The organism is Clostridioides sp. LIBA-6622, from assembly GCF_056716095.1.
The window spans coordinates 2,574,625-2,599,975 of the sequence record NZ_CP196998.1 but is presented as its reverse complement, the minus strand read 5'-3'; the positions used below and the strand labels follow the sequence as shown (position 1 = coordinate 2,599,975).

Sequence of the window (25,351 nt, the reverse complement as noted above, 5' to 3'; positions counted from 1 at the left end):
ATCAAAAAAATATTTATATGTAAAACTAGTAAAAATAATAGGAAATTGATAGGAAATTTATGTATAAATATAAGAAGTGCACATTGATGCTTGTGCACTTCTTATATTTATATTTGATTATTTACTACAAAAACAGAGTCTTTTTAGACCTAAAATACTTGATGCACCAGCTATCGTAGTTCCGTAATAGTAAACTGGTTTCTTCAATGACATAAAATTTATAATTGAGCTATTACATAATGTACTTCCTGTACAAATAATTATCTCAGCCCAAGATATTACATCTTCATAATCTCTTATACCATCTTCAATTTTGACGTTGTATTTAATAGTGTCTATAAATTCAGGGTTTAAATCTAATACTCTAGTTTCAAAAAAATCTTTAATATTATCAATTATAGCTGGTTGATATCCTATAATTGCCACTTTGGGATTGTCAAATTTACTTTTTATAAATTTAGGAAAGTTCTGTGCACATATTTCTGGCTCATTGTTTTTACAATGAATGGTTCTATCTGTCATACCTAAATACCTCATAACTGCATTTAATGATGCTATAAAAAGGCTTCTATCGTGAGAACTATCATGTAAATCTAATGAGAGTATTTCTTTCAAAGAACCTTCAAATATAGCTGGAGTAGAAGTAAATGCTTGTCCCTTAGCTCCTTTAAAATCGGCTTCAAGCATTATTTCCTTACCTATTATAATTGGAAAATCTTTACGTCTAGTATTTCCAATTGCTTCTTTAGCAGATAGAGATTTAGATACAATACTTATCATATCCATATCTAAATTATATTTATCAACTTGTTCCAATAAGTAATCTTTTAAGGTATCAAATATATTCATAGAAAAAAGATTCTCCTTTCTGTCTTACTTGTTCATTTAATTCAAAAATGTGATTTATTTTTCCATCGTTCATTATTCCTATCTTATGTGCAAAAAACATTGCTTCAGAAATATCATGAGTAACATGAATTACTATTGGTTTGTACTTTAGGTAAACATCCTTTAGTATTTTGCTTATGTGTTTTTTTGTAATATAATCTAATGAACTCATAGGTTCATCTAGCAGTAATATGTTAGGTTCAGCTATTAATGCGCGAGCAAATGCAACTCTCTGCTTTTCTCCTCCACTTAAATTTTTAGGATACCTTCTTTTTATATTTTCTATCTGCATTAATTTGGATAAGTGATTAATCCTAGATATTTGTTCATCCTTAGGTATTTTTCTCAATTTAAGTGGAAACATTATATTATCTTCAACATTCATATTTGGAAATAGCTCGAAATTTTGATATACAAATCCTATATTTCTGCTTTCTGGAGGTAAATCTGATATTAAATTTTCTTTGTATGTTATATCTCCTTTAGCAGATGTGTATCTTCCTGCTAATGTTTCTAGGAATAGAGTTTTACCTGAACCACTAGAACCTAGTAAAACAAAGTACTCATGGTTATTAATTTTCAAACTATTTTTTTGTAACTTAAAATTAGGCAAATCAAGCGATAAATTTTTAATTTCTAGCATATTAGTTTTTATCAACCTCTCTGTTAAAAAATATTTCAAAAAACATCAAACATGCAAGTGATATAAATATCAAAATTACAGCTATTCCTACCGCAATATCTATATCACCAGTAGACATGTTTAAATATATCGAAGTAGGTATAATTTCAGTTTTCATACGTGTAGAGCCTGCTATCATAGCTACTGCACCGAATTCACCAAGTGCTCTTGACCAAGTCATTACAGTTGCAGATATTATTCCAATTTTTAGATTTGGAAGAATTATAAACTTAAATGCTTCCCAACGGTTACATCCAAGAGTACGTGCAACAAATACCATTTTTTCATTACCTTCATTTAATGATGTGTGGAGTATTTTAATAGTAAGTGGTAGATTTACAAATACCTGAGCCAAAACTATTCCTTGCCTTGTGAATACAAAATCAAGTTTAAGAATTTTATAAATGGAATCTCCAATACCCATTCTACCAAATAAAAGTAAAAGAGCAATTCCTGACACTAGATGAGGAAGAGACATAGGAAGATTTATTATCTGTATAATTAGTTTTTTAAATGGTAATTCAGTAATATGTAAAAAGTAAGCTGTAGGGACAGCTAATAAAATGCATAATATGGTAGAGATTAAAGATGTCTTGATGCTAAGAGCTATTGCAAACTGTACTTCCACTGAATTTAAGCATATAGGAACATAACTTAGACCCTTAATGATTAACATAAAAAGTGGAGATACAATAAATAAAAAGACTATAGCAAAGAATCCAGTAAGTAGTATAGTAAAGATTTTATTTCTCAAATTCAATCACTACTTAACTGGCTCAAAACCATATTTTTTAAATATTTGCTTAGCTTCATCAGATGCTACATAACTTATAAATTTATTGGCTAAATCTTTTTTGTCACTATAGTTTACAGTTCCTGCTGATATAATTTGGTCTATGTTTTTATCTGGAGCAATTTCTATAACTTCAACATCATTATTACCAAAAACAGAGTCTTTTGTGGCTATTGTAGCATCTGCTTTACTTGATGTTAACTGTACAATCATTTCATTTACAGTTGCAGCTGTAGAAATTACATTATCATTTATAGATTGTAAATTATTTTTTTCAAGTATTTTTTGAGTGGTTTTACCAATAGCATTAGATTCTTTATCTCCAAAAATAAGTTTAATTCCATCTTTATTTAAGTCTTCTAGCTTTTGAATATTAGCTGGATTTCCTTTAGGTACAACTATTGCAGGTGTATGATGTGCCACTGTTTTATGTTCACTTACAAGTTCTTTTTCAAATGCTTTTGAATAAATTGGCTCAGAACCAACAATAAATGCATCACCTTTATGACTTGTCTCAATTTGAGCTATTAGTTGCGCAGAACCTGCATAACTATATTCAATTTTGACATTATTTTCTTTCTCAAATTTCTGTGCTATTTCATCCATTGGTTTTTTTAAACCTGCTCCTGAATATACAAAAAGAGTTTCTTTTTCTTTTGAGTCGTTAGTTGTTGTCACTTTAGTATTAGCTTCGTTATTAACTTTCTTTTCCTTAGAATTACATGCAGTAATACTTAACGAAATAATCATAGCTAAAGCTAATACTGAAAATTTTTTTAACATAATATATTCCCCCTTAGTAAATTAATGTAAATTCTTTTTCAGTATATCATACTAAGAAAACGATGTCTAAGTTTTTGTTGTGTTTTGTTATGTTTTATAATATTTAGTTATGTTTTGTTAGATTAAAAAGGTTTACTTTATTAATTATTGTTTTTAATTTCTAGTGTTAACTTAGGTCATATGAATTTAAGTAATTAGTAAAATACTAAGTAAGAGCTATTATGTAGAATAATTATAGTATATCTAATAAACTTAAATAATGAATTTATTTTTACATAATAAAAATATTATATTGATGGGATTAGAGTTTTAGTAATATATATTAATTGATATAAAGTTTATATTTATTTCTTATAAAAAATTATGGGGAATATTTACATATTATAATATAATAAGTCACTTTTCTAGTGTATAATATATGATATGAAATAGGTGTTATAGAGTGGCAGTTACAGGAAAATGTAAGTATAGAAGTATATTTTAATTGATAATGTATTATAGGAGGAGGCCAAAATTTGAATACCATTATTTATGCCTATTTGATACCATTTATAGGATTGATTTTTTTGATATTTCTTATTAAAATGAATCATTTATTTAATAAGGAGCAGAGTAGATTGTTTATAATATCAATAGTGATTAACTTAATACTTATTATAGCTACATCTGCTGATTACATAATATCAAAACAGATAAATTCACCACTATGGATGGTTCGTAGAATTACATCTTTTTTAAATTTTGCAATAAGTCCATTGATCCCTATTTTACTTATAAAGATATTTAAGCAAAAAAAGGATGCAATTATATTTTATTTGCCATTTTTTATAAATTTTATTATTTGTTTTTTTAGTATTTTTATTAAAATTATATTTTTTATAGATGTAAATAATTATTATGAAAGAGGGTGTCTATTTTTCATGCCTTCTTTTACAGTATTATTATATATTTTAATATTTATAATCAATCCAGTTACTTCTCATGTGCAGGAAAAGAGAATGGAACGTATTATTGTTACATCTATTGCTATTACAATAATTGTAGGATTACTTTTAGAAATCTTTTATTACTATCATTTTCTAAGTTATGGATTCTCAGCATTGGGACTTATTATTTATTATGTACTACAAAATATTAATTTTTTCTCAAAAGATTCTTTGACAGGAGCATATAATCGCCAAATGTATAGTTACATGTTAGATAGAATTAATAATTCCTTAAATTGTGTTATTGCTCTTTTAGATATTAATAATTTTAAATATATCAATGATAATTATGGGCATGATGAAGGAGATAAAGTATTAATTCTATTTGTTGATATTATTAATAAGAATGTTAAAGACATAGCATCTCTTTATCGTACAGGTGGAGATGAATTCGTGTTGATATCAACTAAAGTAACTGAAGAAGTACTCTTAAATACTCTTAATAAATCTAGGATAGAGTTAGAAAAATATGACCTTAGTTTTGCCTGTGGAGTAAGTGAATATCATAAAGAAGATAATCTTGAAGAAATATTACATATGGTTGATAAAAAAATGTATTTGAATAAAAATCAAATTAAAAATCAGGTAAAAGAATAATACTAATTAAGAGATTTTTTAAAATCCTAAGAATAATTAAGTAAAAGGTATTTTTATTTATCTTTGATATTATCATAAAAATACCTCCTTAATGAGTCATAATAAATTCCAAAAGTTACATTGTCAAGAGGTAAGTGGATTGTATTTGAAAAGTATCTCATTAAATAAGAAGAATTTATTTTCACATAACTTAAGAAACCGCCTTAAGTCAAATTAAGGCGATTTTAATAAATAAATGAGTACTCTAAATTATTTTGTATTTGTTATATTTTATTAAAAAATAAAATTCCAAATGATAAGAATATATATCAATTAATTTTCAGTAAAATTTTCTTAAAAGTAGATAAAACTAAAAAGGGTTTTCTAGAAAATAAAATCTATCTAATTATGTTTACTAATAGCATAACTTGGTGTAAATAAATTTCTACTATTTTTATCCGCTCTATAGTATAAAATCATCTAACTGTGTATCTATAAAATTGTAATAATCATATGCACTACCAATATAGGTAGATAATATATGAGTGTATCTATCTATATTATTTGTAACTATACTATCATATCCCCCTAAAAAATTTTCATAAAAACAAAAAGAAAATACCTTTTTGGCAGCTGGCTAACATAACTTATAAAAACTTTATAAGCCTTAGTCCCTATAGCTTTGCGTCACTAAATTTCTCTAGTTTTGCCGATTTAGTTTTACTCTACAACTATATAATACAACAGAATGAAGTATTATTCAATAGATTTATTTGAAAATTGAAAAATTTATAAAAATGAAAAATATTATTTTATTAAGAAAGATTAGCAAATAATTAATCTCAATTTAGTATAAATATTAAAAAATACCTAAATTGATAGAATAAGTATTTATAACTATATTGAATTGTTATTATATAGAAGATATTCAAAGGAAAATTTTATGAGGTAAAATGAAAAGAAAGTACTAATTTAATAAGTTTCATATCAGAACAATTATTTTTATTAGTAGTTGTGCATAAAGTTTTAGATTTTATATAGAAAAGGTATAAACAGTTGGATAGTAATTATATTATAGTAGTAGTATTGATTTGCATATGTTTTAAATATAGGGATTATAATTAAATAAAAAAAAGACCCTTAAAAGAGTCTTTCCCGAAAAATCTATATATTATAATATAGTTATATTTTCTGCTTGAGGACCTCTAGCGCCTTTAACTATATCAAAGCTTACTTTTTGACCTTCTTCTAATGATTTAAATCCTGAAGTTTGTATAGCTGAGAAATGAGCAAATACATCATCTCCGTTTTCTACTGATATAAATCCAAATCCTTTTTCGTTGTTAAACCATTTCACTATTCCATTATTCATTAAAAATACTCCTATTAACCTATATCAAGATATACTTGATTTAATTGTGTATCAACACAAATACTATTATATCATAAATTAATAAAGATGTCTACTTAATTATAAATTTACAGTTAATATTTTTTATGTTAAAGGTTTCCAACATTTATTTTTTAGATGTAACTATTTCACCATTTGTATTATGGTATCTAAACGTACAGATAAGTGCAATAACTATTACAACTATAGCTGTAATAATACCAGCTTCACCAACAAGATATGGGCGCATTTCACCACCTATGGATTTATCTAAAAGTAATTGTACTACAAAGTTATGTACGAAATGGAACCAAATACCAGGCCATGCACTTTTTGATTTTATACTTAAATAGAACATTGGATAAGATATCAAGATGCATAACAGTGCTAAAACTGGAAGCTGATACCAAAGTGGTATGTTAGACATATATGGTGCTAGAAATACTGGGGAATGCCACAAAAACCAAATTGTACCGCAAAGAAAAGCACCTTTGTTAAACCCAAAAAGTTCATTAAGTTTTGGTGCTAAGTAACCACGCCAGCCTATTTCTTCACCCATTGCAGTGACAAAATATATTGCCAAATATATCAATAACATCTTTGGAGCTTTTATGAGATTTAGAGCCATATTATCTATGATTACTTCCTTGCCGAATATCAATAAGTAGATACTATATGATATTCCCCAATACACTAATGGGATAAATATGGCACCCAATACATATTTTAAGCTACATATTCTAAAGTTAAGTGCATTCTCGCCACGGTGGTATATCATACTTACAATAATGGCAGCAACACCAGGACACCACATCAAAACGTAAGAAAACTGTAAAATTCCACGACTAATAATTAGATAGTAGAAAATTGAACTTAATGCAAAACAAGTAATAAGAAATAACAAAATTGATTTTTTTATTTTTTTCATGAGAAGACCTCCTATAATTGTGTGTAAGAGGATTATATCATTCAATTTGATTATAATCAAATATATTTGATAAATATCGAATATAAATTTTTGAAATTATTTTATTGTTTTTTATTTTATTACTATTTATCTGATGATAAATTCTTTCAGATTTTTATAGATGTTGATAAAATGCTTTAGTGGAAGCTTTGCTAGTAGGAGTGCTTGTAGGTAAGAACGAGCAACTGGTGATATTAGTTAGAGATGGAATAAGTAATATCCAAAAATGTTTAATAAATAAAAGGAAAGTTATAAATGCAACCAAAATTTGTGAAAATGCAAATGAAAAAGCCTTTAGTGAAGTGAAAAATTTAGTAAAACAGATAAAAAAGAAGGTGACTACTAGAATTAGTTACTACCTTCTTTTTTAATGAATTTAAAGTTTATAGAATAATATATCTTTTTCTAATTAAATAATAAGAGAATATTGTTATAATAGACACTAATGTAATTTAATTAGTAGTTTATTAAATGTAGAAAAAACTGAAAAGGGTTTTCTAGAAAATAAAATCTATCTAATTGTACCTGCTTACCAATACTATAACTTGATGTAAATAGAATTCTACTACATTTTCTCCATACTATAATATAAAAACATCTAGATATGTATCTATAAAATTACAGTAATCATATGAACTGTCAATATAAGTAGTTAATATATGTGTACACATATATATTTTTTACATAAATATTTTACATCCACATAAAAAACTTTCATAAAAAACAAAAAGAAAATATATTTTTGGCAATTGGCTGACTGATATAATTTACAAGGATTTTATAAGCCCTAGACCCTATAGTTTTGCATCACTAAATTTCTCTACTTTTGCTGATTTAGTCTTATTCTACAATTAAATAATACAACAGAGTTAGTTATTATTGAATATACTTGTTTGAAAATTGAATTAATTTATATATATGAATGTTATCTTATATTAAAAAAATAGATTGAATATGTAAAGTATAAGGCTAGAATGTGTGAAGAATAAAGAATAAGGATAAAAAGTTTGTAAAAGTAGTTAGACAAGGAATAGTAATTTCTTTAAGTAGCCATTTTTAGGGAAAGGGAAACTTTTTTTGGAATATAATACTTTTATAATAAAAAAATAACGCTTTTATAAATATCAAGACATAGAATATAAAAAATTTATAATAATATATTTACCAAAATTATACAACATATCTTATATTATAACTATATAAATCATATAAATCAATACTTAGACAGGTTGATAGAGTAGTTTTAAAAAACAATAGATTTATAATACAAAACCTATCTTAAGCTCCCTTTCCCTAAAATAGGAGATTTTTATTATTATTTAATAATGATTTTTAATATTAAAGCTAATATTCAAGTATTATTTAAAAATATTTAAGCTTTAAATCTTGATTTATAATAATATTATAAAAAGTAAATTGATATATACTGTAATAATTAAAACTTTAGACTTTAATGAAAATGCTTTTTAGTGGAGTGATCTAAATATAAAACTATTAAAGATGTAATTATGATAGTAAAAATATAGTTTTAGATTATATAACTTTATATATTTATCTTTTTTACAATAAATTAAAAATCAAATGAAATACAAAATAAATTACATAAAAGTCTAAAAATATTGATTTTAGACTATGCACTTTTAAATAATTTTATCAAAGATATAGAAAATAACTTATTAGACACACAATCATATTGTGTGAATTTTAAAATTTACAGATTGAATAAAAAATGTATAAAAGAAATAAATAAAACAGATTTATAGTTATTAAACTTTTTTAACAGTAAGAAATACTATTGGAAAATATACTAAAGATATTTACCTAGTTATTTATATAAAAAATAATGATATTTAGGAGTGATTATAATGCAAACTAATGTATTGATAATTGATGGAGATAAGAATGATTGCCAGAAATTGAAACAGTTTTTAGAAGAAAAAGGTATGAATGTCTATTTAGCATACACTTGTAAAGATGCTATTGGAAAAATATTTAGTAATAAATTTGATTTAATATTTTTAGAAATAGTTTTAATTGATGGTGATGGATGGGATTTTTGTAAAAAAATTAGAAATATAACTACCTGCCCAATTATTCATATAACACACATAAATGAAGAGCAAAGTATTTTAAATGCTTTAAATTCTGGTGGAGATGACTATTTAATAAAGCCTTTAAATTTAGAAATATTATATGCGAAAATTAAAGCTATTTTAAGAAGATTGAATTTATATACAAATAATAAGGAAAATAACATAAAATTAGAAGAATATAATAGAACTAGTGGAGTGATAAAACTAGGAAATAAAATGATAAAATTAACTCCAACAGAAAATAGGTTATTAAATTACTTTATAGATAATGCTGAAAAGACTCTAACTATTAAAGAGATATATGAACATGTATGGAGGAATGAATATTTAGAGGACAATTATAGTGTTGTAGTTGCGGTAAATGGGTTAAGAAAGAAAATAGAGAAAGATTATAAAAATCCTCAGAAGATTATAACAATAAGAGAAGTTGGATATTATTTTAATAAGATATAAAATTTAATAAACAGGATGATAAGAGTGTATAAGATTTTAGTATATAATAAGAGGTTCTACCCAAACATAGATTTTATAACAGAAAGATTTGGTGCTTTATATAAAATAATTATGAATAATATGGAAAATATGTTTAATATGATTATGATTAAGGTATAAAATTTAATAAATAGAATGATAAGGGGTGGATAAGATGTTAATACATGATAAGCGTTTTTATCCAAATAATATTTATCCAGCGATAGACTTTCTTAAGATAAAAAAACAATTAAAATCAATATATAAGAATGATTTATCAGATTGTGGAAGTATATGCATAATAGAAAGAAAAGAATATTCTATAAGTATAAATAGTATAGGTGAGATAAATATATATTATGATTTAGAATATGAAAATAAGATACAGAGTATAGTTGATGAGATTGAACAGTTATTCAAGTCTCAAGTTGAAAATTTTAGTATATCGAAATTTAGAAATTGATGAAGAGAAGGTAGAAACTGGAATTAGTTGCTACCTTCTTTTATTATGATTGTTCAATTATATGTTTTCTGCAAGAATAGTTTATACTTTGGAATACTATCAAGAACATTACTCAATGTATCTTAAAATTGATTTAAAGAGATTTTTTAACAATCTAAATCATAGCAATTGTATATTGATAAAATTACAATAATCATATGAACTAACCGTATAAGCAGTCAACATATGTGTGTATCCATACATTTTATTTTTTAAAATATATATTATTATAAGCCTAAAAAGTTTTCATAAAAACAAAAAGAAAAACATCCTTTTGACAAATGGTTAATATAACTTATAAAATAATTTACAAGCCTTAGTCCCTATGGCTTTGTATCACTAAATTTCTATAGTTTTGCCAATTTAGCTTTATTCTATAGTCCTAATAATACAATAGAATCAGCTATTATTCAAGATACTTATTTGAAAATTCGATAAATTTATAAATATGAATATTATTTTATTATTAAAAAATAAACTAAAGACATAGAATAGATGGTAAAATTTACCTGTAGTTTTTGTGTTAAAAAGCTCCTATTATTAGTTTAAGTTAGACTGAATGAGGGAGCGACACAAGATGGAAGAAGAAATGTCAATAGAAAAATTATTAAGAGCAGAACTAATAATAATGGAGTATTTATGGAAAAAAGATTCTATAATGTCTAAAAAAGAAATTGTAAAAGATATAAAGCAGATATATGGATGGCATAAAAGTACAATAAAAATACTACTAAAAGGATTAGTTTACAAAGATTATTTGGATAGATATATTATAAAGTTTCAATCTCATTATAAAATAATAATAGATAAGGAAGATTATTACGCTTTTAAGAAAAGAGTACTAAAATCTAGTAAAAGTAGAAAAATAATGAATTCTCTTACTACAGTACATAAATCTATAACTAAAGAAAGGTTAGACTCAATAGAAGAGTCCTACAAGAATTTAAAAGAATGATATGGTAAAAATCGGATGGATATATTTGGGAATCTGATAAAGTACTAACTCCTAGAGATTTAGTTAATGTAATGGAAGGAAACTATGGATAGAATGAATTAACTACATTTCGAGTTTTAAAAAGATTAAACCAAAGAAAATTTTTAAACACAAAGAAAATAGGAAAACTTACACATTATAATATATTAAAGAGAAAAAATGGCAGCTAAATATACAATAAATAAAAGGAAGGTGTGAAACTACAACTTTTTTTACCTTCATTTTGTTTATTATTCTGAACATGTAAAAAAAATGAAATAAATTTGTTCTTTATTTATATAAATTTTAATAGTATATGTATAGTACATAATAGATAGGATATATAAAAATAGAATTTAAATAAGTAGCTATTATTGCAGTGAAATAAATGCTTCTAAGTCTATTTGAGAGAAAGCATGGTGGAAGAAAATTACTAAAATATGATTCTTCCACCTAGAAAATAAAAATTGCTCAATAAGAATTAATATACATTAATTCAGCTGAATCCAATCAAAATACTTAAATGAAAGTAATCTGAAAACAACATAATTCAAATCAATTAATTCAAATAAACCTTAATTTATCTTAAATCTTAAGAAATATTTAAGATTTAGGATAATATTTTCTTAAGATTTATATTCTATTATATATTTATAAGGTAAAGTTACAAAAATGTAAGCCAGTTTAATATAACAATTTAGTCATTGTTGAGAAAGGGAGTGAAAGATATTGTATAATAGAGATAAGTATTATTATACAATAGAGGAAGTGAAAACATGTACAACATATTAGTAGTAGATGATGATAAAGAAATCGTTGATTCAATAGAAATATATCTTAAATCAGAAGGATTTAAAATATATAAAGCATATGATGGAATGAAAGCTTTGGAAATAATAACAGAGAATGACATTCATCTAATATTAATGGATATAATGATGCCTAAATTGGATGGAATCAAAACAACTGTAAAAATACGAGAAGAAAGAAACATACCAATAATTTTAATTTCAGCAAAAAGTGAAGATACAGACAAAATAATGGGATTAAATATTGGAGCTGATGATTATATAACAAAGCCATTTAACTTATTAGAACTTATAGCTAGAGTTAAATCAAATTTAAGACGATATGTAACTTTAGGTAATTATGAAGATTCGAGTCAAGAAGTTTTAAAAAGTGGTACTTTGGAGCTAAATACACTAACAAAAGAAGTGAAAATTGATGGTGAAAATATAAAAATGACTCCAATTGAGTACAAAATCATTAAACTTCTTTTAGAAAATAAAGGACGAGTTTTCTCAATAGATGAGATATATGAAAAAGTATGGAATGAAGAAAGTTTTAATTCAGAAAATACAGTCGCAGTACATATTAGGCGAATAAGAGAAAAGATTGAAATAAATCCAAAAGAACCAAGATTTTTAAAGGTGGTGTGGGGAGTTGGTTATAAGATTGAAAAATTTTAGTGGAAAACTTATAAAAGAAAAAAGTTTAATATTTAATTGCATTTTGATTTTAGTCATTTTTACATTTACACAAATGTTAGGAATTCTTATATGTTTTAATTTTTTCTCCAATAGTTTAGTTTATTCTATGGGAATTATGCTCATTTTAAATTTTATACTATATAAAATACTGACAATGTAGATGAGGTGGACAAATTGGAAAAATATAGAGCATTAAAGTTAATCTCATTAATCATAATATCTATCTCATTTCCATTAACTATATTGTTAGCAACAATAGGACTTGCTGAACCTAAATACAATATACAAAAGACTTCTACAAAGAATGAGATTTTTAATATATCTGATGATTTTTATGACAGTAATATGTTTGATGATGAGACAATGTCGAATTTATTATACAATTTTAAGCTATCTATGGGTATGGGGTTAAGTAGTGAAGAAAAAACAAATTATAAATACCTTCAGAAATACCTTCAATCAGAAAGTAAGAGTATAGATTCAAGTAGTAGTCTTTCTGATTACAATAAAATCATGAACAAGATAGAATCTTCTATTCAATATTTAAATTCTCTAAAAAATATAAAAATATACATTGTAAATATAAAGACAAGAGAATCTTATACAAATACAGAATATAGTTATTTAGATGAATTTAAGCAAAATGTTAAAGGTTATTGTGATGTAGAAATAGTAAATAATGGAGAGAAAAATTCATATACTAAAAAAATAAATGGAGAAAAAGTTGAACTAAATAATGTTAGTATGGAACTAAATGGAGCAGAGGACCTTTTTGAGGTATATGTATCTTTTCCAAAAGAACCAACTATGGATGACGGAATAGTATATACTAACTTTCAAATTTTTAAACAAGCTACGGAAAAAGTAAGATTATTTTTTGTAGCTAGTTTAAGTTTAGCAATTATATGCTTATTATCTATAATCTTATATAGTAGAATAAAATGTGAGGCGTTAAAAAGAAATAACATATTTTTATTGATATACAGTAAGATACCTATGGAATTTAATGTAATATTGGTATCTATTTCAATAGTAGTTTTGATTATGTATATTTTTAATGTATCTTATGATATTTATGTCATGATGCTAGCTTTTGTATCCTTATTGATAGTATCAAATAATATATTTTTTATACATGTTCAATTGAGTTACTTAGAAAATAAAATATGTATATTTAAGTCAAGTATTATAGTAAGAGTGATTTTATGGTTAATAAAGACTGTAAAGGAGGTCATTAACGCTATAAAAAAAGTATCTTTAGCAAGAAAAATTATTATGATAGTGGTAGTATCTTTAGTTTTAATCATGGTAATTAGTATCCAAAGTATGAGCTTTGGATTACTGGTTTCTATATGGATTTTTTTAGGATTTGCAATATATATAACTAAAAGACTTTCATATCTTAGTTATGTAATAGAAGGAACCGAAAAGATAAAACAGGGAGAATTAGATTATAAGATAAAAATTACAGGAAATGATAACTTTACATCTTTAGCTGAAAATATAAATAATATTGGAGAAGGTCTTGATAAAGCAATAGAAGAACAAGTCAAAAGTGAAAGAATGAAGTCTGACCTTATAACAAATGTATCTCATGATTTGAAAACTCCACTTACTTCTATAATAAATTATGTAGATTTGATTAAAAAAGAAGAATCTATACAACCAGAATATATAAATGACTATATAAATGTACTTGAATCAAAGTCAAAAAGATTAAAATTATTAATAGAAGATTTATTTGAAGCTAGTAAAGTGAGTAGTGGCAATATAGAATTACAGATTAGTAAAATTGATTTAGTGCAACTCTTAAGACAAAGTATAGGTGAACTTGAAGAGAAGTTATCTAAAAGTAATTTAGATATAAAATTAAATGTCCCAAATGATAAGGTATATATATGGGCAGATGGAAGAAGAATGTATAGAGTATTTGAAAATCTTTTGTCTAATATAGCTAAATATTCTTTAGAGGGAACTAGAGTCTATATTGATGTATATGATTGTGATAAAAATCTAAAAGTAACTATGAAAAATATATCTTCTTATGAATTAAACTTTGACCCAAGTGAAATTATGGAAAGATTTAAAAGAGCAGACGAATCAAGAAATACTGAAGGTAGTGGATTAGGGCTTGCTATTGCAAGAGATTTAATAAACTTACAAGGCGGAAAATTCTATATAGAAATAGATGGAGATTTATTTAAAGCAAATTTAGAGTTTCAAAAATATGAGGAAGAAGTATCAAGTGTAGATTCATATAATATTTAAATATACACATACTTTTATTAAGAATAAGACGTTTTATCATAATAAATTAAAATTTTGATAGTAACGGTTGAAATGTAAAAACAGAGTGGTTTTAAACTACTCTGTTTTTTATTTAAAATGGAGATAATAATAAATTAAAATTATACACATAGTTTATAGAATAACTTATGAATTATTATCTAAAGATTATAGGATAGTTCCAAATAAATATATAGATATAACACCTGTAACAATAGAAATACCAATAGATTTAAACCTATAAGCTACAAGAAGTACAACTAGAAAAGACATAATTTTAGGATTAGTTATAGATAAATATAAATTATCATCATTAAAGAATACATCTTTAGCAGTTAAAGAAGTAAGTATTGCTACAGGTATAAATTTCATAATCTTTTTCAAGGGTTCAGGCATTTCTTTTTTTGAGAAAATCAACATAGGAAGAACTCTTGGAAGATATGTGACAATATACATTCCAATTATAATACAAAATATGTAATAATTATTATTCATAAGACTCCTCCTTTTTATGGTAAGACTCCTCTATGAAGAAACCAATTAAAGATGCTAAAATTGAAGTAACTATTATCACTAAATTATTTTTAAACAATGTATATAAGATAACTGAAATAATAATTGATGATATAAATACCACAATATAAATTTTATTTTTTATCTGAGAAACTATTAATGCTATAAACATAGATGTCAATATAAAACCAGAAATAGAACTATCTATAGATATACTTTCTCCTAAAAATGCGCCAATAAAGTTAGCTAAAACTGATGAAATTAAACAGAAAAAATTTAGATAAAGTGCGTTTTTGTCAGACCAATTTCCAGTAGTAAATTTTTCATAATTAACTGCAAAAGTTTCATCTGTTATAGTATGACAAAATGGTAATATAAATTTTGGACTTTTATTTTTCACACACATATTTAAATTAGAGCTCATTAGAAAATGTCTTAAATTAACAATGAATGTAGTCAAAACAATAGATGTTATACTTGCACCAGTAGAAATCATTGAAGCTGCGATAAATTGAGAGCTCCCTCCAAACACAAGTGTTACCATTAGTGCTATTTGAAAAGGTGAAAGACCAGATTTTTGTAATAGTATTCCTCCTACTATACCTATAGGTATATAACCTAGAAATATTGGGATTGAAGCAACAAAACTTTCTCTTAGTTCTTGAGATTTTCCCATAATAAATCACTCCTTTTGTTTTAATGTATTAAATATTAGTAAAATAGATTAGTGGTATAATTGCAATCATACTTAAAAATAAATTTGGATTAATATGTAAATTACAATATAAAATCGAGATAGTTTTAAAACACTATCAAAGTCTATATATTGATAATAATCTATATTAATCTCTATAAATTAATTATTATCTGGTGTAATTTTATTGTAACAACAAAAAAAAATACACACAATTAAAAAATTGTGTGCAATACAATTATCTTTTCTTATCCAATAATCTTTTTAATACAGTAAGACCTGCTTTAAGTTCTTCTGTACTTTCTGTGGCACATACAGCTATTCTTATTGCAGAAATAGGTTTTTCCTTTCCAACAGCAAAACGCTCAGATGCATAAACCTGTACACCTTCTTTAAGTGCTTGCATTTCAAATTTTTCTGCCATTATACCATCAGGTAGAATCAACCATCTAAAGATACATTCATCACTTCCTAAAAGATTATACTCAGATAAATATTGATTAATAATCTTGTTTCTTCTCCTTGCAGATTTGCGACGAGCATTGATTAATTTATCAGCTTCTCCTGAAGTAATCATACGATAAGCAATTTCTGTTAAAAAATAAGATTGAGATAAATTAATATTATATAAAGCACTTGATAACGCCTCTCTATACTGTTTAGGTGTAGAGATATAAGCAAGACGTAGACTAGGAGCAATAATTTTTGATAAACTTGTAATATAAATTGTCTGATTTGGTATATAAGAAGCAACTGGATTTAAATGTGCCTCATTAAGTAAACTATGAATAGCATCTTCAATAACAATTAGATTGTATTTAGAGGCAATATTTGCAATCATCTTTCGACCATTTTGTGACATTATATGTGTAGTTGGATTTTGATAATCTGGTATTATGTATAGACCTTTAATATTCTCGTTTTTACAAGCATATAGTAAACCTTCTTCACTAATTTCCATATTTTCTTGTTTAATTGGAACTAGTTGTATTCCAAGCATTTTAGCTGCTGTCTTTATTCCAGGATAAGTTAAAGGGTCCACACCTATTTTATCTCCGTGTTGAAATAGACCAGCTAAAATGGCTACAATTGCATTTTGTCCACCACTTGCAGGAAGTAAGCTATCTGCTATAGTTTCAAGTCCAGCTCTATGAATTAATTTAACAATAGCTTCTTTTTGCCATTTAGCACCATCTCTTTGACCATACTGAAATATGGTTTTAAAATCGATTTCTTTAATTATATGTTTAAACAAGGTATTCATTTCTTCTAATGTGAAGTCTGGATTCATTGTACCCATTTCAATAAATGTAATTTTATTATTACTCGACATTAAGAATAAATTTGAACGAGTATCATAAGATACAAAGGTTCCACTTCCAGTAACTCCACTTACTAATCCTTTTTTTTCACAAATTTTAAAAGCTCTAGAGATAGTACTGACATTAACATCTAAAAAATCTGCTAATTCACGCTGGGGTGGTAATTTAGTACCTGGCAACAAAAATCCATTATTGATGTCTTGTTCTAACTGTTCTGCAAGAGCTTTATATAGTATTTTTCCTTTTGAAGGGCGATTTGGTTTCCAGTTCATAGGATAATTTTCAAAAGAATTAATTGGCATAAATTTTCACCTCTCATTATTAGTTTTATTATTAAGTTTTAGATTAGGCTAGTAAAATGTAAATCATTTATAAAATATTGTATTATAAAAAACTAGTAAGTGTTTTGTATTTTCTAAATCAATATGTAATAAGTATTTATACTATTATATAAAAATAAAATTTTAAAACAGAAAGTTTTAAAAGCATACTTTATAATAATTTTTATTGTCAAGTAGATATGTATTATTATATCTGATTAAACCAGTTTTTCAATTATAAATTTATAAATATTATTATATTATAATTCAAATAAAGGATTAAATTATTTAAAGTTACAAATAGTAAATACATTTAGCAAATTATTAAATATACAAAATGTGAATTATTATTAAATAAGTAATTCAAGGCAAAGAAGATATTTTTATCCAAAGTCAGCAATTTCAGCTATATTACAAAAAAATGAAAATATTTCTATATCAGAAATCGCAAGAGAATTGATGGCAGAAGGTTTTAATATATTGGAAAAGAGTAATACTGTTTTCATACCAATGATTTCACGCAGAATAGGTCTTAATGAGGTAGGAGATTTTTTAAGTAAAATGAGCAAGAGAGAGCCTAATTTTAATAAAATCCTAGTAGAAATAAAAACATTAAATAAATATAGAATTCCAAAGTCATATAAATTTGACTTGGAATTCTATGTTTTTTATTTATGCATTGTTTTTTAACTGATTTTCTGGAGAATTTATATATTCAAAGTATTTCTTAGTTTCAGATACTATTATAGGAGATAGTGCAAGTAAAGCTATTAGGTTAGGTATTGCCATAAGTCCATTTACAATATCAGCAATTATCCAAACAACTTCTAATTTTAAGAATGCACCTAACAGTACCATAGCAACAAATACAGTTCTATATCCATTCATACCTTTTACACCAAATAGGAATTCAAAACATCTTTCGCCATAATAACTCCAACCTAAAATTGTAGTAAATGCAAATAATGTCAGACTAACTGTAAGTAATATTGGTCCAAATGTAGGAATTGCTCCATTAAAAGCTGCTTGTGTCATAACAGCTCCATTAAGGTCTGAGCACCATACTCCTGAAATAACAAGAGAGAATCCAGTAAGTGTACAGATTATAATAGTATCTATAAAAGTACCTGTCATAGATATAAGACCTTGCTCTGCTGGCCATTCAGTTTTAGCTGCAGCTGCAGCTATTGGAGCACTACCTAGACCAGATTCATTTGAAAATACACCACGAGCGATACCATTTCTAATAGCTAGTGAAATAGTTGCTCCAAGGAAACCACCAGTTGCAGCAGTAGTTGTAAAAGCACTTTTAATTATTAGCATAAAAGTTTCTGGTATCTTGTTCCAGAAAGATATTAAAATAATTCCACAGATTGCAATATATATAACAGCCATAAAAGGTACTATTTTAGTAGCTACATTAGATATACTTTTAAGACCTCCAAATACAACTAAGGCTACAAATAATGCTAATACAACACCTGTAATTCTAGGGTCTACACCAAAACTGCTATTTATTGCATCTGTTATTGAATTTACTTGGGTAAAAGTACCTATTCCTAAAAGTGCAACTAATATACCACTTATAGCGAAAAATATTGCAAGAGGTCTCCATTTTTCACCCATACCATTTACTATGTAATACATAGGTCCACCAGACACTTGACCATTTTTGTCTTTAGTTCTGTATTTTATTGCAAGAACACCTTCTGAATACTTAGTAGCCATTCCAAAGAACGCTGCTATCCACATCCAAAAAAGAGCACCAGGTCCACCCGCTTTAATAGCTGTAGCAACACCTACAATATTACCAGTACCAACTGTGGCAGCTAGTGCAGTACATAAAGCTGCAAAACTTGAAACATCACCACTACCTTTGTTTTCAGCAGAGAATATTAATTTAATAGCTCTTGGAAGTTTAGTTATTTGTATAACTCCAAGCTTAACAGTAAGTAATATACCAGTACCAACAAGTAGTACTAGTAAGGGTGGTCCCCAAATAAAAGCATCAACTTTGTTTAAAATATCAATTAGATTCATAAAAACACTCCCTCATTTTTTTTTGCTTTACATAATCAATAGAATTTTTAATGAAGTAATTGACAGGAAATAAGTATAATTTATTAATAATTTCTAGTGTAATAAAAAAAGCTAAATCTAAAAAAGATTCAGCTCTGGATATACACTAATTAGCAACCAAAATAAAAGTATTAACAATACTGAATTTGGTAGATAATCCCTGTCCTTTTGCCTGAGAGATTGAGCATAAAAGCCTTGCCCCTTCGGCGCCCATAATGGGTCTCTCCAGAGTTCCGTAAATTTTACAGTCCTACTTTTAAAAAGTACCTGAGAGTGTTACTCCTTCGGTGTGCTATACAGCAACTCTTCTATAAAATCTTAACCGGATATTGATTTGTCATAGCTTATTGTATTAATAATATTAATATAAGTTTTTATGTTTTGTCAACTAAAAAATTAAAAAACAGTAGAAAAATATAAAAATGTAAGCCTAATAACGAATTATAAACTTAAAAATATAAGCAATATACGTAAAAATAGATACCATAATTAAGTATACAAATTAAGTATAAAATAAGTTTTAGATAAAAAAATAAGAAAATCTTAAATAATTAATTAGAGATGATTAAATTATGGTAATATTATAGTTACGATATTAAGAGAAGTTCTATTTATTTAGATTTTAAGTGTAATATGAAATTGGACATAAAGAAAGGAAGTATTTTTAAATGGGAAAAATATTAGTACTAGCAGAAAAGCCTTCTGTTGGAAGAGATATAGCAAAAGTTTTGGGAGCAAAAAATGAAAAAAATGGGTATATAGAAGGGTCAAAGTATGTAGTTACTTGGGCATTAGGTCACTTAGTCACGCTTGCAGACCCTGAAAGTTATGGAGAAAGATATAAATCATGGAACTTAGAAGACTTGCCAATTCTTCCTAAGTATTTAAAGACTGTTGTAATAAAAAAGAGTGGAAAGCAGTTTAATACAGTCAAAGCTCAAATGAATAGGAATGATATAGAAGAGATAGTTATAGCAACAGATGCAGGTCGTGAAGGAGAACTTGTAGCAAGATGGATAATAGAAAAATCACAAGTAAAAAAGCCTTTAAAACGTCTTTGGATTTCTTCAAGCACAGATAAAGCAATAAAAGAGGGATTTGCAAAATTAAAAAGTGGAAAAGAATATGAAAATTTATATTATTCAGCAATAGCACGAGCAGAAGCTGATTGGATTATTGGAATAAATGCAACTAGAGCCTTGACAACAAAGTATAATGCACAACTTTCTTGTGGAAGAGTTCAAACACCTACTCTTGCCATGTTACTTAAGAGAGAGGAAGAAATAAGGAATTTTAAACCTAAAGAGTACTATGGATTGGAGCTAATTGCCACAAAGGGAAGTTCAGATATAAAATTTATTTGGAATGATAAGAATAATAACTCTTCAACATTCAGTAAAGAAAAGATAGAATCCATATTAAAAAAGGTAAAAAATTTAGATATAAAAATATCAGAAGTAAGCAAATCATATAAGAAAAAATATTCTCCTGCATTATATGATTTAACAGAATTGCAAAGAGATGCAAATAAAATGTTTGGATTTTCAGCAAAAGAGACCTTATCTATAATGCAAAAACTATATGAGCATCATAAAGTGCTTACTTATCCTAGAACTGATTCTAGATATTTAACATCGGATATTGTTGGAACATTGAAAGACAGGATAAAAGCTGTAAATGTTAGTGATTATTCAAAGATTTGTAACAAATTGTTAAAAAGTAATATTACAGCTAATAAATCTTTTGTTGATAATTCGAAGGTAACAGACCATCATGCAATAATACCAACAGAGCAGAAGGTATTTATGAGTGATTTTAGTGATAAAGAGCGAAAAATATACAATCTTGTAGTAAAAAGATTTTTAGCAGTATTGTCTCCTCCTTTTGAATATGAACAGACAACTATAAATGCTAGTGTAGAAGGAGAAATATTTAAAGCGAAGGGGAATAAAGTAATAAATTTAGGTTGGAAAGAAAGCTATAAAGATATTGACGATGAAGATGAGTATGAAAGTATACCAAATGTTTTAGAAAAGGACATCCTTAAAGTAAAGGCACTAAAGGTAACTTCAGGTAAAACAAATCCACCTCCATATTTAAATGAGGGTACATTATTAACAGCTATGGAAAAAAGTGGTCTTGGGACAGTTGCTACAAGAGCAGATATAATAGAAAAATTGTTCAATTCATTTTTAATGGAAAAGAAAAATAAAGATATCTATATAACATCAAAAGGGAGACAATTATTGGATTTAGTTCCAGTAGATTTGAAGACACCAGAACTTACAGCTTCATGGGAAAAAAAATTATTGGATATTTCAAAAGGAAAACTTAATAAAAATACATTTATAAATGATATGAAAAATTATTCAAAAGACATTGTATCAGAAGTAAAAAATAGTGATAGTAAATTCAAACATGATAATTTAACTAAAAATAGATGTCCAGAGTGTGGAAAATTCATGCTAGAGGTAAATGGTAAGAAGGGTAAAATGTTGATTTGCGAAGATAGAGAGTGTAATACTAGAAAAACTATATCGCAAGTAACCAATTCGAGATGTCCTAATTGCCATAAAAAATTAGAACTTCGTGGAGAAGGTGAAGGAAGAATCTTTACTTGTAGCTGTGGATATAGAGAAAAATTGTCATCTTTCAACAAAAGAAAACAAGAAGAAAAAAAGAAGGCATCAAAAAAAGATGTTAATCAATATTTAAAAAGTCAAAACAAAAATCAAGAAACATTTAATAATCCATTTGCAGAAGCACTAGCTAAATTGAAAAATAAATAATTTTTATGTTATTATTATACACAATTAGAAGTTTAACTGTATATTAGTTATATGTACTGATATAATATAGTGTATAATTTAGGCATGAAAGTAGGGCTGTTAAATGGATTTGAGTAGTATATTTGAATATTATTGTAAAAAATGTGAGAATACATGGAATAATTCAAGTGTTGAATTATCTGAGAATATAGAAAGATATAGTAAAGATTCACAGAAAAAGAGTGAAAAAGAATTAGATAAATGGATAGATACATTATCAACTCACTTAAAAAAATATCCAAGTGATTTTGTATTGAAAAAAATGTGGGTAAAAAAGGGTGAGATTTTCTTACAAAACACATTAGAAAAAGACAATATCTTTAAGTTAGAAAAAATGGATATTGAAGATAGAAAAAAGTTTTTAGGTATAACAAAACAGTTTATTAGAGATGCAAGAAAATTTGATAATGATTTGCCTATAGGTGATATTATGCAAGCTATGAGGAATGTATGGATTTCAAATGCGTTACAATTATCATTTGGAAAAGAGGTATATTATTCAAAAGCAAACTTTGCATATAGCATGTTATATCCATATACAGACAACTATTTAGACAATACAAGTATAAATGAAGCTGATAAGGTTTTATTTAATCGGTGGTTAGAAAAAAGGCTCTTGGGAGAACAAATTAAACCTAGTAATTATCATGAAAGTAAAGTATCTCAAATGATAGATTATATTGAAAGTGTTTATTCTAGAGCAAAATTTAAAGAAGTTTATGATTCACTATTATTGATATTTGAAAGTCAAGTAAAGAGCTTAAGGCAACAAGATAGAAAGGGTAATTTGTGTAAAGGAGAATTATTGTCTATTTCTATTGAAAAAGGTGGTTCATCTGTTTTAGTAGATGGATACTTAATAAGTGGCTTGATGACAAATGAAGAAATAGAGTTTTGCATTGGTTATGGATTTTTATTGCAAGTATCTGATGATTTGCAGGATATAAAAGAAGATTTAAAATCCAATCATAAAACTGTTATGACGGAAACTATAAAAAATGGAACTTTAGATGAAATTACAAATAAATTAATAAATTTTACTATTGAATTAATAGATGGTTTTAAAATTAACAATAAAAATGAATCTGTAATGGCTATGATAAAAAATGATTGCTTAATGTTAATTTTATTTTCTGTAGTGTATAATTCTGAATTTTTTTCTAAGGAATATATAAAAAAAATAGAGAACTTTATTCCATATACAATATCTTACTCTTTAGAGATTAAAGAAAAAATGAAGGAAAAATTTAAAGATGTAGATGTTTTAAATAATAAAGACGAATATGAAGAAATGATAGATATTATCTGTAAAGAGTAGAAAAAATAGTGAGATATATTATATATCTCACTATTTTAAGTTTAAAGAAAATGTAAAAGTTAATCTATTTAAATGCAGTGATAATACCATTATCATGTAGATTTTTTATGATTGTAGCTGCGATAGGGAATCCAAATAATCCAGCTATTCCAAATAGCTGAGCTCCAACAAACATACACATTAAAGTTATTAAAGGATATAGACCAATTTGGTGTCCCACTACTTTTGGTTCTAGTATTTGTCTAACTACAGTTATAATAATATATAGTATTAGAAGACCTATTGCTAAGTTGATATTGCCATTAATTAATGAAATAATCATCCAAGGTGTCAAAATACTTCCTGTACCTAAAACTGGTAAAATATCAACAAGTGCTATGATGACAGATATAGCAAAAGCATTTTCAACTCTTAGGATATTGAGTCCAATAAGTAGTTCTATAAATGTCACTGATAATAGTATTGCATATGCTTTTAGTAGTTTTAAAAGAGCGTTAATACTACTATTTTTTATGTTTATTATCATTAACTGACTTTTTTCTGGAAACTGTTTTAATATAAAGTCTACTATTTTTTGATAATCAAAAGTAAAGAAAAAAGAAGCAATCAAAGTGATAATAAGTTTTAGCATAAATGCAGGTGTTTTACTTGCAATACTTGCTATAGTATTAAGTGCATTTGTCGAAACAGAGGCTACTAAAGACATCATCGATTGACTTATATTATCCCAACCAAGTATCAATGCTAGGTTAACATTAGGTGTACTAGCATCTATTTTAGAAAATAAAGTATTTAGTGTTGGTTGTATATTTGATTTATATATTTCAGGAAGCCTAAAAAATATGTCACTTATACTTGTAAATATTTTTGCACCAAAGCTAATTAATAAAAATATGCATAATCCATAAAAGGCTAAAAGTACTACTACAGAAATAAATGTACGATTTAAATTCGTATTATTTGTAATAAGTCTTATAATAGGTCTTAAGATGGATGCAATGATAAAACTAATTACAAAAGGCATCAACAATGGTAATAAGAATTTTAACGCAATATATACAATACTTCCTATTAAGACAACATATGTAAATTTAATTATAAAATTCTTTTGCTTTTGAATGTCCATAATATAAAACCTCCAATGTATTTGATATTATTCTAAATATGGTCTTTTTTACATAAAATATACTACTGTATATTGATTATAAACTATAAAGCTTCTACAAAGTAAATAAATTATGTAAAATTTAGGTTAATTTTGTATAAAGATATACTTTTATATTTTACAATTGCTAACCAAATACTAAAAAATATTTTAAATAAACAATATGAAATTGTGATAAAATTAATTTATGAAATATTAAATAGAGATACAATAGATAGCTTTTAAGAGGTGG

The 25,351-nt window shown here is 25.8% G+C and carries 20 protein-coding genes and 4 riboswitches; of the genes, 9 read left to right on the top strand and 11 right to left on the bottom strand.

Annotation, left to right across the window (positions count from 1 at the left end; genetic code table 11):
- Positions 1-117: 117 nt before the first annotated feature.
- From ACTG47_RS12325 to modA, 4 genes are read right to left on the bottom strand one after another with little or no spacing between them, the layout of a single operon-like run.
- Entirely contained in the window at positions 118-849 is a 732-nt protein-coding gene (locus tag ACTG47_RS12325) for a Rossmann-like domain-containing protein (protein ID WP_479924777.1), read from the bottom strand.
- A complete protein-coding gene (locus tag ACTG47_RS12320; protein WP_479924776.1) occupies positions 836-1,531 on the bottom strand; it encodes an ABC transporter ATP-binding protein in 696 nt (231 codons plus the stop codon). Before ACTG47_RS12320 ends, ACTG47_RS12325 begins: the two co-directional genes overlap by 14 nt.
- 1 nt (position 1,532) lies before the next feature.
- The gene (locus ACTG47_RS12315; protein WP_479924775.1) at positions 1,533-2,324 is read right to left on the bottom strand and encodes an ABC transporter permease; all 792 of its coding nucleotides are present in this window, start codon (positions 2,322-2,324) and stop codon (positions 1,533-1,535) included.
- Between the two features lie 9 nt (positions 2,325-2,333).
- Positions 2,334-3,146, bottom strand: coding sequence for a molybdate ABC transporter substrate-binding protein (gene modA, locus ACTG47_RS12310; protein ID WP_479924774.1), 813 nt, complete (start codon positions 3,144-3,146; stop codon positions 2,334-2,336).
- A 515-nt stretch (positions 3,147-3,661) separates the two neighbouring features.
- Between modA and ACTG47_RS12305 the strand changes: the two genes are divergently transcribed.
- Positions 3,662-4,729, top strand: a complete 1,068-nt coding sequence (locus ACTG47_RS12305; RefSeq protein ID WP_479924773.1) for a GGDEF domain-containing protein — start codon at positions 3,662-3,664, stop codon at positions 4,727-4,729.
- A gap of 604 nt (positions 4,730-5,333) precedes the next feature.
- A riboswitch (cyclic di-GMP riboswitch) is annotated at positions 5,334-5,429 on the bottom strand.
- A gap of 450 nt (positions 5,430-5,879) precedes the next feature.
- Here ACTG47_RS12305 and ACTG47_RS12300 read toward each other — a convergent pair.
- Both ACTG47_RS12300 and ACTG47_RS12295 read right to left on the bottom strand, forming a co-directional pair.
- Positions 5,880-6,080 (bottom strand): cold-shock protein, encoded by a 201-nt coding sequence (locus tag ACTG47_RS12300; protein ID WP_021385087.1) that lies wholly within the window; start codon positions 6,078-6,080, stop codon positions 5,880-5,882.
- A gap of 145 nt (positions 6,081-6,225) precedes the next feature.
- Positions 6,226-6,912 (bottom strand): CPBP family glutamic-type intramembrane protease, encoded by a 687-nt coding sequence (locus ACTG47_RS12295; RefSeq protein WP_479924772.1) that lies wholly within the window; start codon positions 6,910-6,912, stop codon positions 6,226-6,228.
- A 293-nt stretch (positions 6,913-7,205) separates the two neighbouring features.
- Between ACTG47_RS12295 and ACTG47_RS12290 the strand changes: the two genes are divergently transcribed.
- The 6 genes from ACTG47_RS12290 to ACTG47_RS12265 all read left to right on the top strand — a co-directional run bounded on the left by ACTG47_RS12290 (position 7,206) and on the right by ACTG47_RS12265 (position 14,862).
- A complete protein-coding gene (locus ACTG47_RS12290; RefSeq protein WP_479924771.1) occupies positions 7,206-7,436 on the top strand; it encodes a hypothetical protein in 231 nt (76 codons plus the stop codon).
- Between the two features lie 370 nt (positions 7,437-7,806).
- A riboswitch (cyclic di-GMP riboswitch) is annotated at positions 7,807-7,906 on the bottom strand.
- 1,024 nt (positions 7,907-8,930) lie between these two features.
- Positions 8,931-9,611 (top strand): response regulator transcription factor, encoded by a 681-nt coding sequence (locus ACTG47_RS12285; RefSeq protein ID WP_479924770.1) that lies wholly within the window; start codon positions 8,931-8,933, stop codon positions 9,609-9,611.
- Between the two features lie 193 nt (positions 9,612-9,804).
- Positions 9,805-10,092, top strand: a complete 288-nt coding sequence (locus ACTG47_RS12280) for a hypothetical protein (RefSeq protein ID WP_479924769.1) — start codon at positions 9,805-9,807, stop codon at positions 10,090-10,092.
- Between the two features lie 312 nt (positions 10,093-10,404).
- Positions 10,405-10,501: riboswitch (cyclic di-GMP riboswitch) on the bottom strand.
- Between the two features lie 207 nt (positions 10,502-10,708).
- Entirely contained in the window at positions 10,709-11,086 is a 378-nt protein-coding gene (locus ACTG47_RS12275; protein WP_479924768.1) for a BlaI/MecI/CopY family transcriptional regulator, read from the top strand.
- A gap of 794 nt (positions 11,087-11,880) precedes the next feature.
- Positions 11,881-12,573: a response regulator transcription factor gene (locus ACTG47_RS12270; protein WP_479924767.1), complete on the top strand. Its 693-nt coding sequence runs from the start codon at positions 11,881-11,883 to the stop codon at positions 12,571-12,573.
- Positions 12,574-12,768: 195 nt separating this feature from the next.
- A complete protein-coding gene (locus tag ACTG47_RS12265; RefSeq protein ID WP_479924766.1) occupies positions 12,769-14,862 on the top strand; it encodes a HAMP domain-containing sensor histidine kinase in 2,094 nt (697 codons plus the stop codon).
- 186 nt (positions 14,863-15,048) lie between these two features.
- Here ACTG47_RS12265 and ACTG47_RS12260 read toward each other — a convergent pair whose 3' ends face one another.
- From ACTG47_RS12260 to ACTG47_RS12245, 4 genes are all read right to left on the bottom strand, one after another.
- On the bottom strand, positions 15,049-15,375 hold the full coding sequence (locus ACTG47_RS12260) for an AzlD domain-containing protein (RefSeq protein ID WP_479924765.1): 327 nt from the start codon (positions 15,373-15,375) through the stop codon (positions 15,049-15,051).
- Positions 15,368-16,069: an AzlC family ABC transporter permease gene (locus ACTG47_RS12255; RefSeq protein WP_479924764.1), complete on the bottom strand. Its 702-nt coding sequence runs from the start codon at positions 16,067-16,069 to the stop codon at positions 15,368-15,370. Before ACTG47_RS12255 ends, ACTG47_RS12260 begins: the two co-directional genes overlap by 8 nt.
- 256 nt (positions 16,070-16,325) lie before the next feature.
- Positions 16,326-17,711, bottom strand: a complete 1,386-nt coding sequence (locus tag ACTG47_RS12250) for an aminotransferase-like domain-containing protein (protein WP_479924763.1) — start codon at positions 17,709-17,711, stop codon at positions 16,326-16,328.
- Positions 17,712-18,401: 690 nt separating this feature from the next.
- A complete protein-coding gene (locus ACTG47_RS12245) occupies positions 18,402-19,769 on the bottom strand; it encodes an alanine/glycine:cation symporter family protein (protein ID WP_169467774.1) in 1,368 nt (455 codons plus the stop codon).
- A gap of 189 nt (positions 19,770-19,958) precedes the next feature.
- Positions 19,959-20,047: riboswitch (glycine riboswitch) on the bottom strand.
- 429 nt (positions 20,048-20,476) lie between these two features.
- On the opposite strand from ACTG47_RS12245, the gene ACTG47_RS12240 reads away from it, so the two are divergent.
- On the top strand, positions 20,477-22,597 hold the full coding sequence (locus ACTG47_RS12240) for a DNA topoisomerase III (protein ID WP_479924762.1): 2,121 nt from the start codon (positions 20,477-20,479) through the stop codon (positions 22,595-22,597).
- 103 nt (positions 22,598-22,700) lie between these two features.
- Positions 22,701-23,954 (top strand): flagellar protein FliS, encoded by a 1,254-nt coding sequence (locus ACTG47_RS12235; RefSeq protein WP_479924761.1) that lies wholly within the window; start codon positions 22,701-22,703, stop codon positions 23,952-23,954.
- A 64-nt stretch (positions 23,955-24,018) separates the two neighbouring features.
- On the opposite strand, the gene ytvI is transcribed toward ACTG47_RS12235, so the two are convergent.
- The gene (ytvI, locus tag ACTG47_RS12230) at positions 24,019-25,080 is read right to left on the bottom strand and encodes a sporulation integral membrane protein YtvI (protein ID WP_479924760.1); all 1,062 of its coding nucleotides are present in this window, start codon (positions 25,078-25,080) and stop codon (positions 24,019-24,021) included.
- Positions 25,081-25,351 lie beyond the last annotated feature (271 nt).

What these genes read in the sequence shown, in the direction of transcription:
- ACTG47_RS12325 (WP_479924777.1), bottom strand. Translation starts at nt 849, where the DNA reads ATGAATATATTTGATACCTTAAAAGATTACTTATTGGAACAAGTTGAT.
- ACTG47_RS12320 (WP_479924776.1), bottom strand. Translation starts at nt 1,531, where the DNA reads ATGCTAGAAATTAAAAATTTATCGCTTGATTTGCCTAATTTTAAGTTA.
- modA (WP_479924774.1), bottom strand. Translation starts at nt 3,146, where the DNA reads ATGTTAAAAAAATTTTCAGTATTAGCTTTAGCTATGATTATTTCGTTA.
- ACTG47_RS12300 (WP_021385087.1), bottom strand. Translation starts at nt 6,080, where the DNA reads ATGAATAATGGAATAGTGAAATGGTTTAACAACGAAAAAGGATTTGGA.
- ACTG47_RS12295 (WP_479924772.1), bottom strand. Translation starts at nt 6,912, where the DNA reads ATGTGGTGTCCTGGTGTTGCTGCCATTATTGTAAGTATGATATACCAC.
- ACTG47_RS12285 (WP_479924770.1), top strand. Translation starts at nt 8,931, where the DNA reads ATGCAAACTAATGTATTGATAATTGATGGAGATAAGAATGATTGCCAG.
- ACTG47_RS12280 (WP_479924769.1), top strand. Translation starts at nt 9,805, where the DNA reads ATGTTAATACATGATAAGCGTTTTTATCCAAATAATATTTATCCAGCG.
- ACTG47_RS12275 (WP_479924768.1), top strand. Translation starts at nt 10,709, where the DNA reads ATGGAAGAAGAAATGTCAATAGAAAAATTATTAAGAGCAGAACTAATA.
- ACTG47_RS12270 (WP_479924767.1), top strand. Translation starts at nt 11,881, where the DNA reads ATGTACAACATATTAGTAGTAGATGATGATAAAGAAATCGTTGATTCA.
- ACTG47_RS12260 (WP_479924765.1), bottom strand. Translation starts at nt 15,375, where the DNA reads ATGAATAATAATTATTACATATTTTGTATTATAATTGGAATGTATATT.
- ACTG47_RS12255 (WP_479924764.1), bottom strand. Translation starts at nt 16,069, where the DNA reads ATGGGAAAATCTCAAGAACTAAGAGAAAGTTTTGTTGCTTCAATCCCA.
- ACTG47_RS12250 (WP_479924763.1), bottom strand. Translation starts at nt 17,711, where the DNA reads ATGCCAATTAATTCTTTTGAAAATTATCCTATGAACTGGAAACCAAAT.
- ACTG47_RS12245 (WP_169467774.1), bottom strand. Translation starts at nt 19,769, where the DNA reads ATGAATCTAATTGATATTTTAAACAAAGTTGATGCTTTTATTTGGGGA.
- ACTG47_RS12240 (WP_479924762.1), top strand. Translation starts at nt 20,477, where the DNA reads ATGGGAAAAATATTAGTACTAGCAGAAAAGCCTTCTGTTGGAAGAGAT.
- ACTG47_RS12235 (WP_479924761.1), top strand. Translation starts at nt 22,701, where the DNA reads ATGGATTTGAGTAGTATATTTGAATATTATTGTAAAAAATGTGAGAAT.
- ytvI (WP_479924760.1), bottom strand. Translation starts at nt 25,080, where the DNA reads ATGGACATTCAAAAGCAAAAGAATTTTATAATTAAATTTACATATGTT.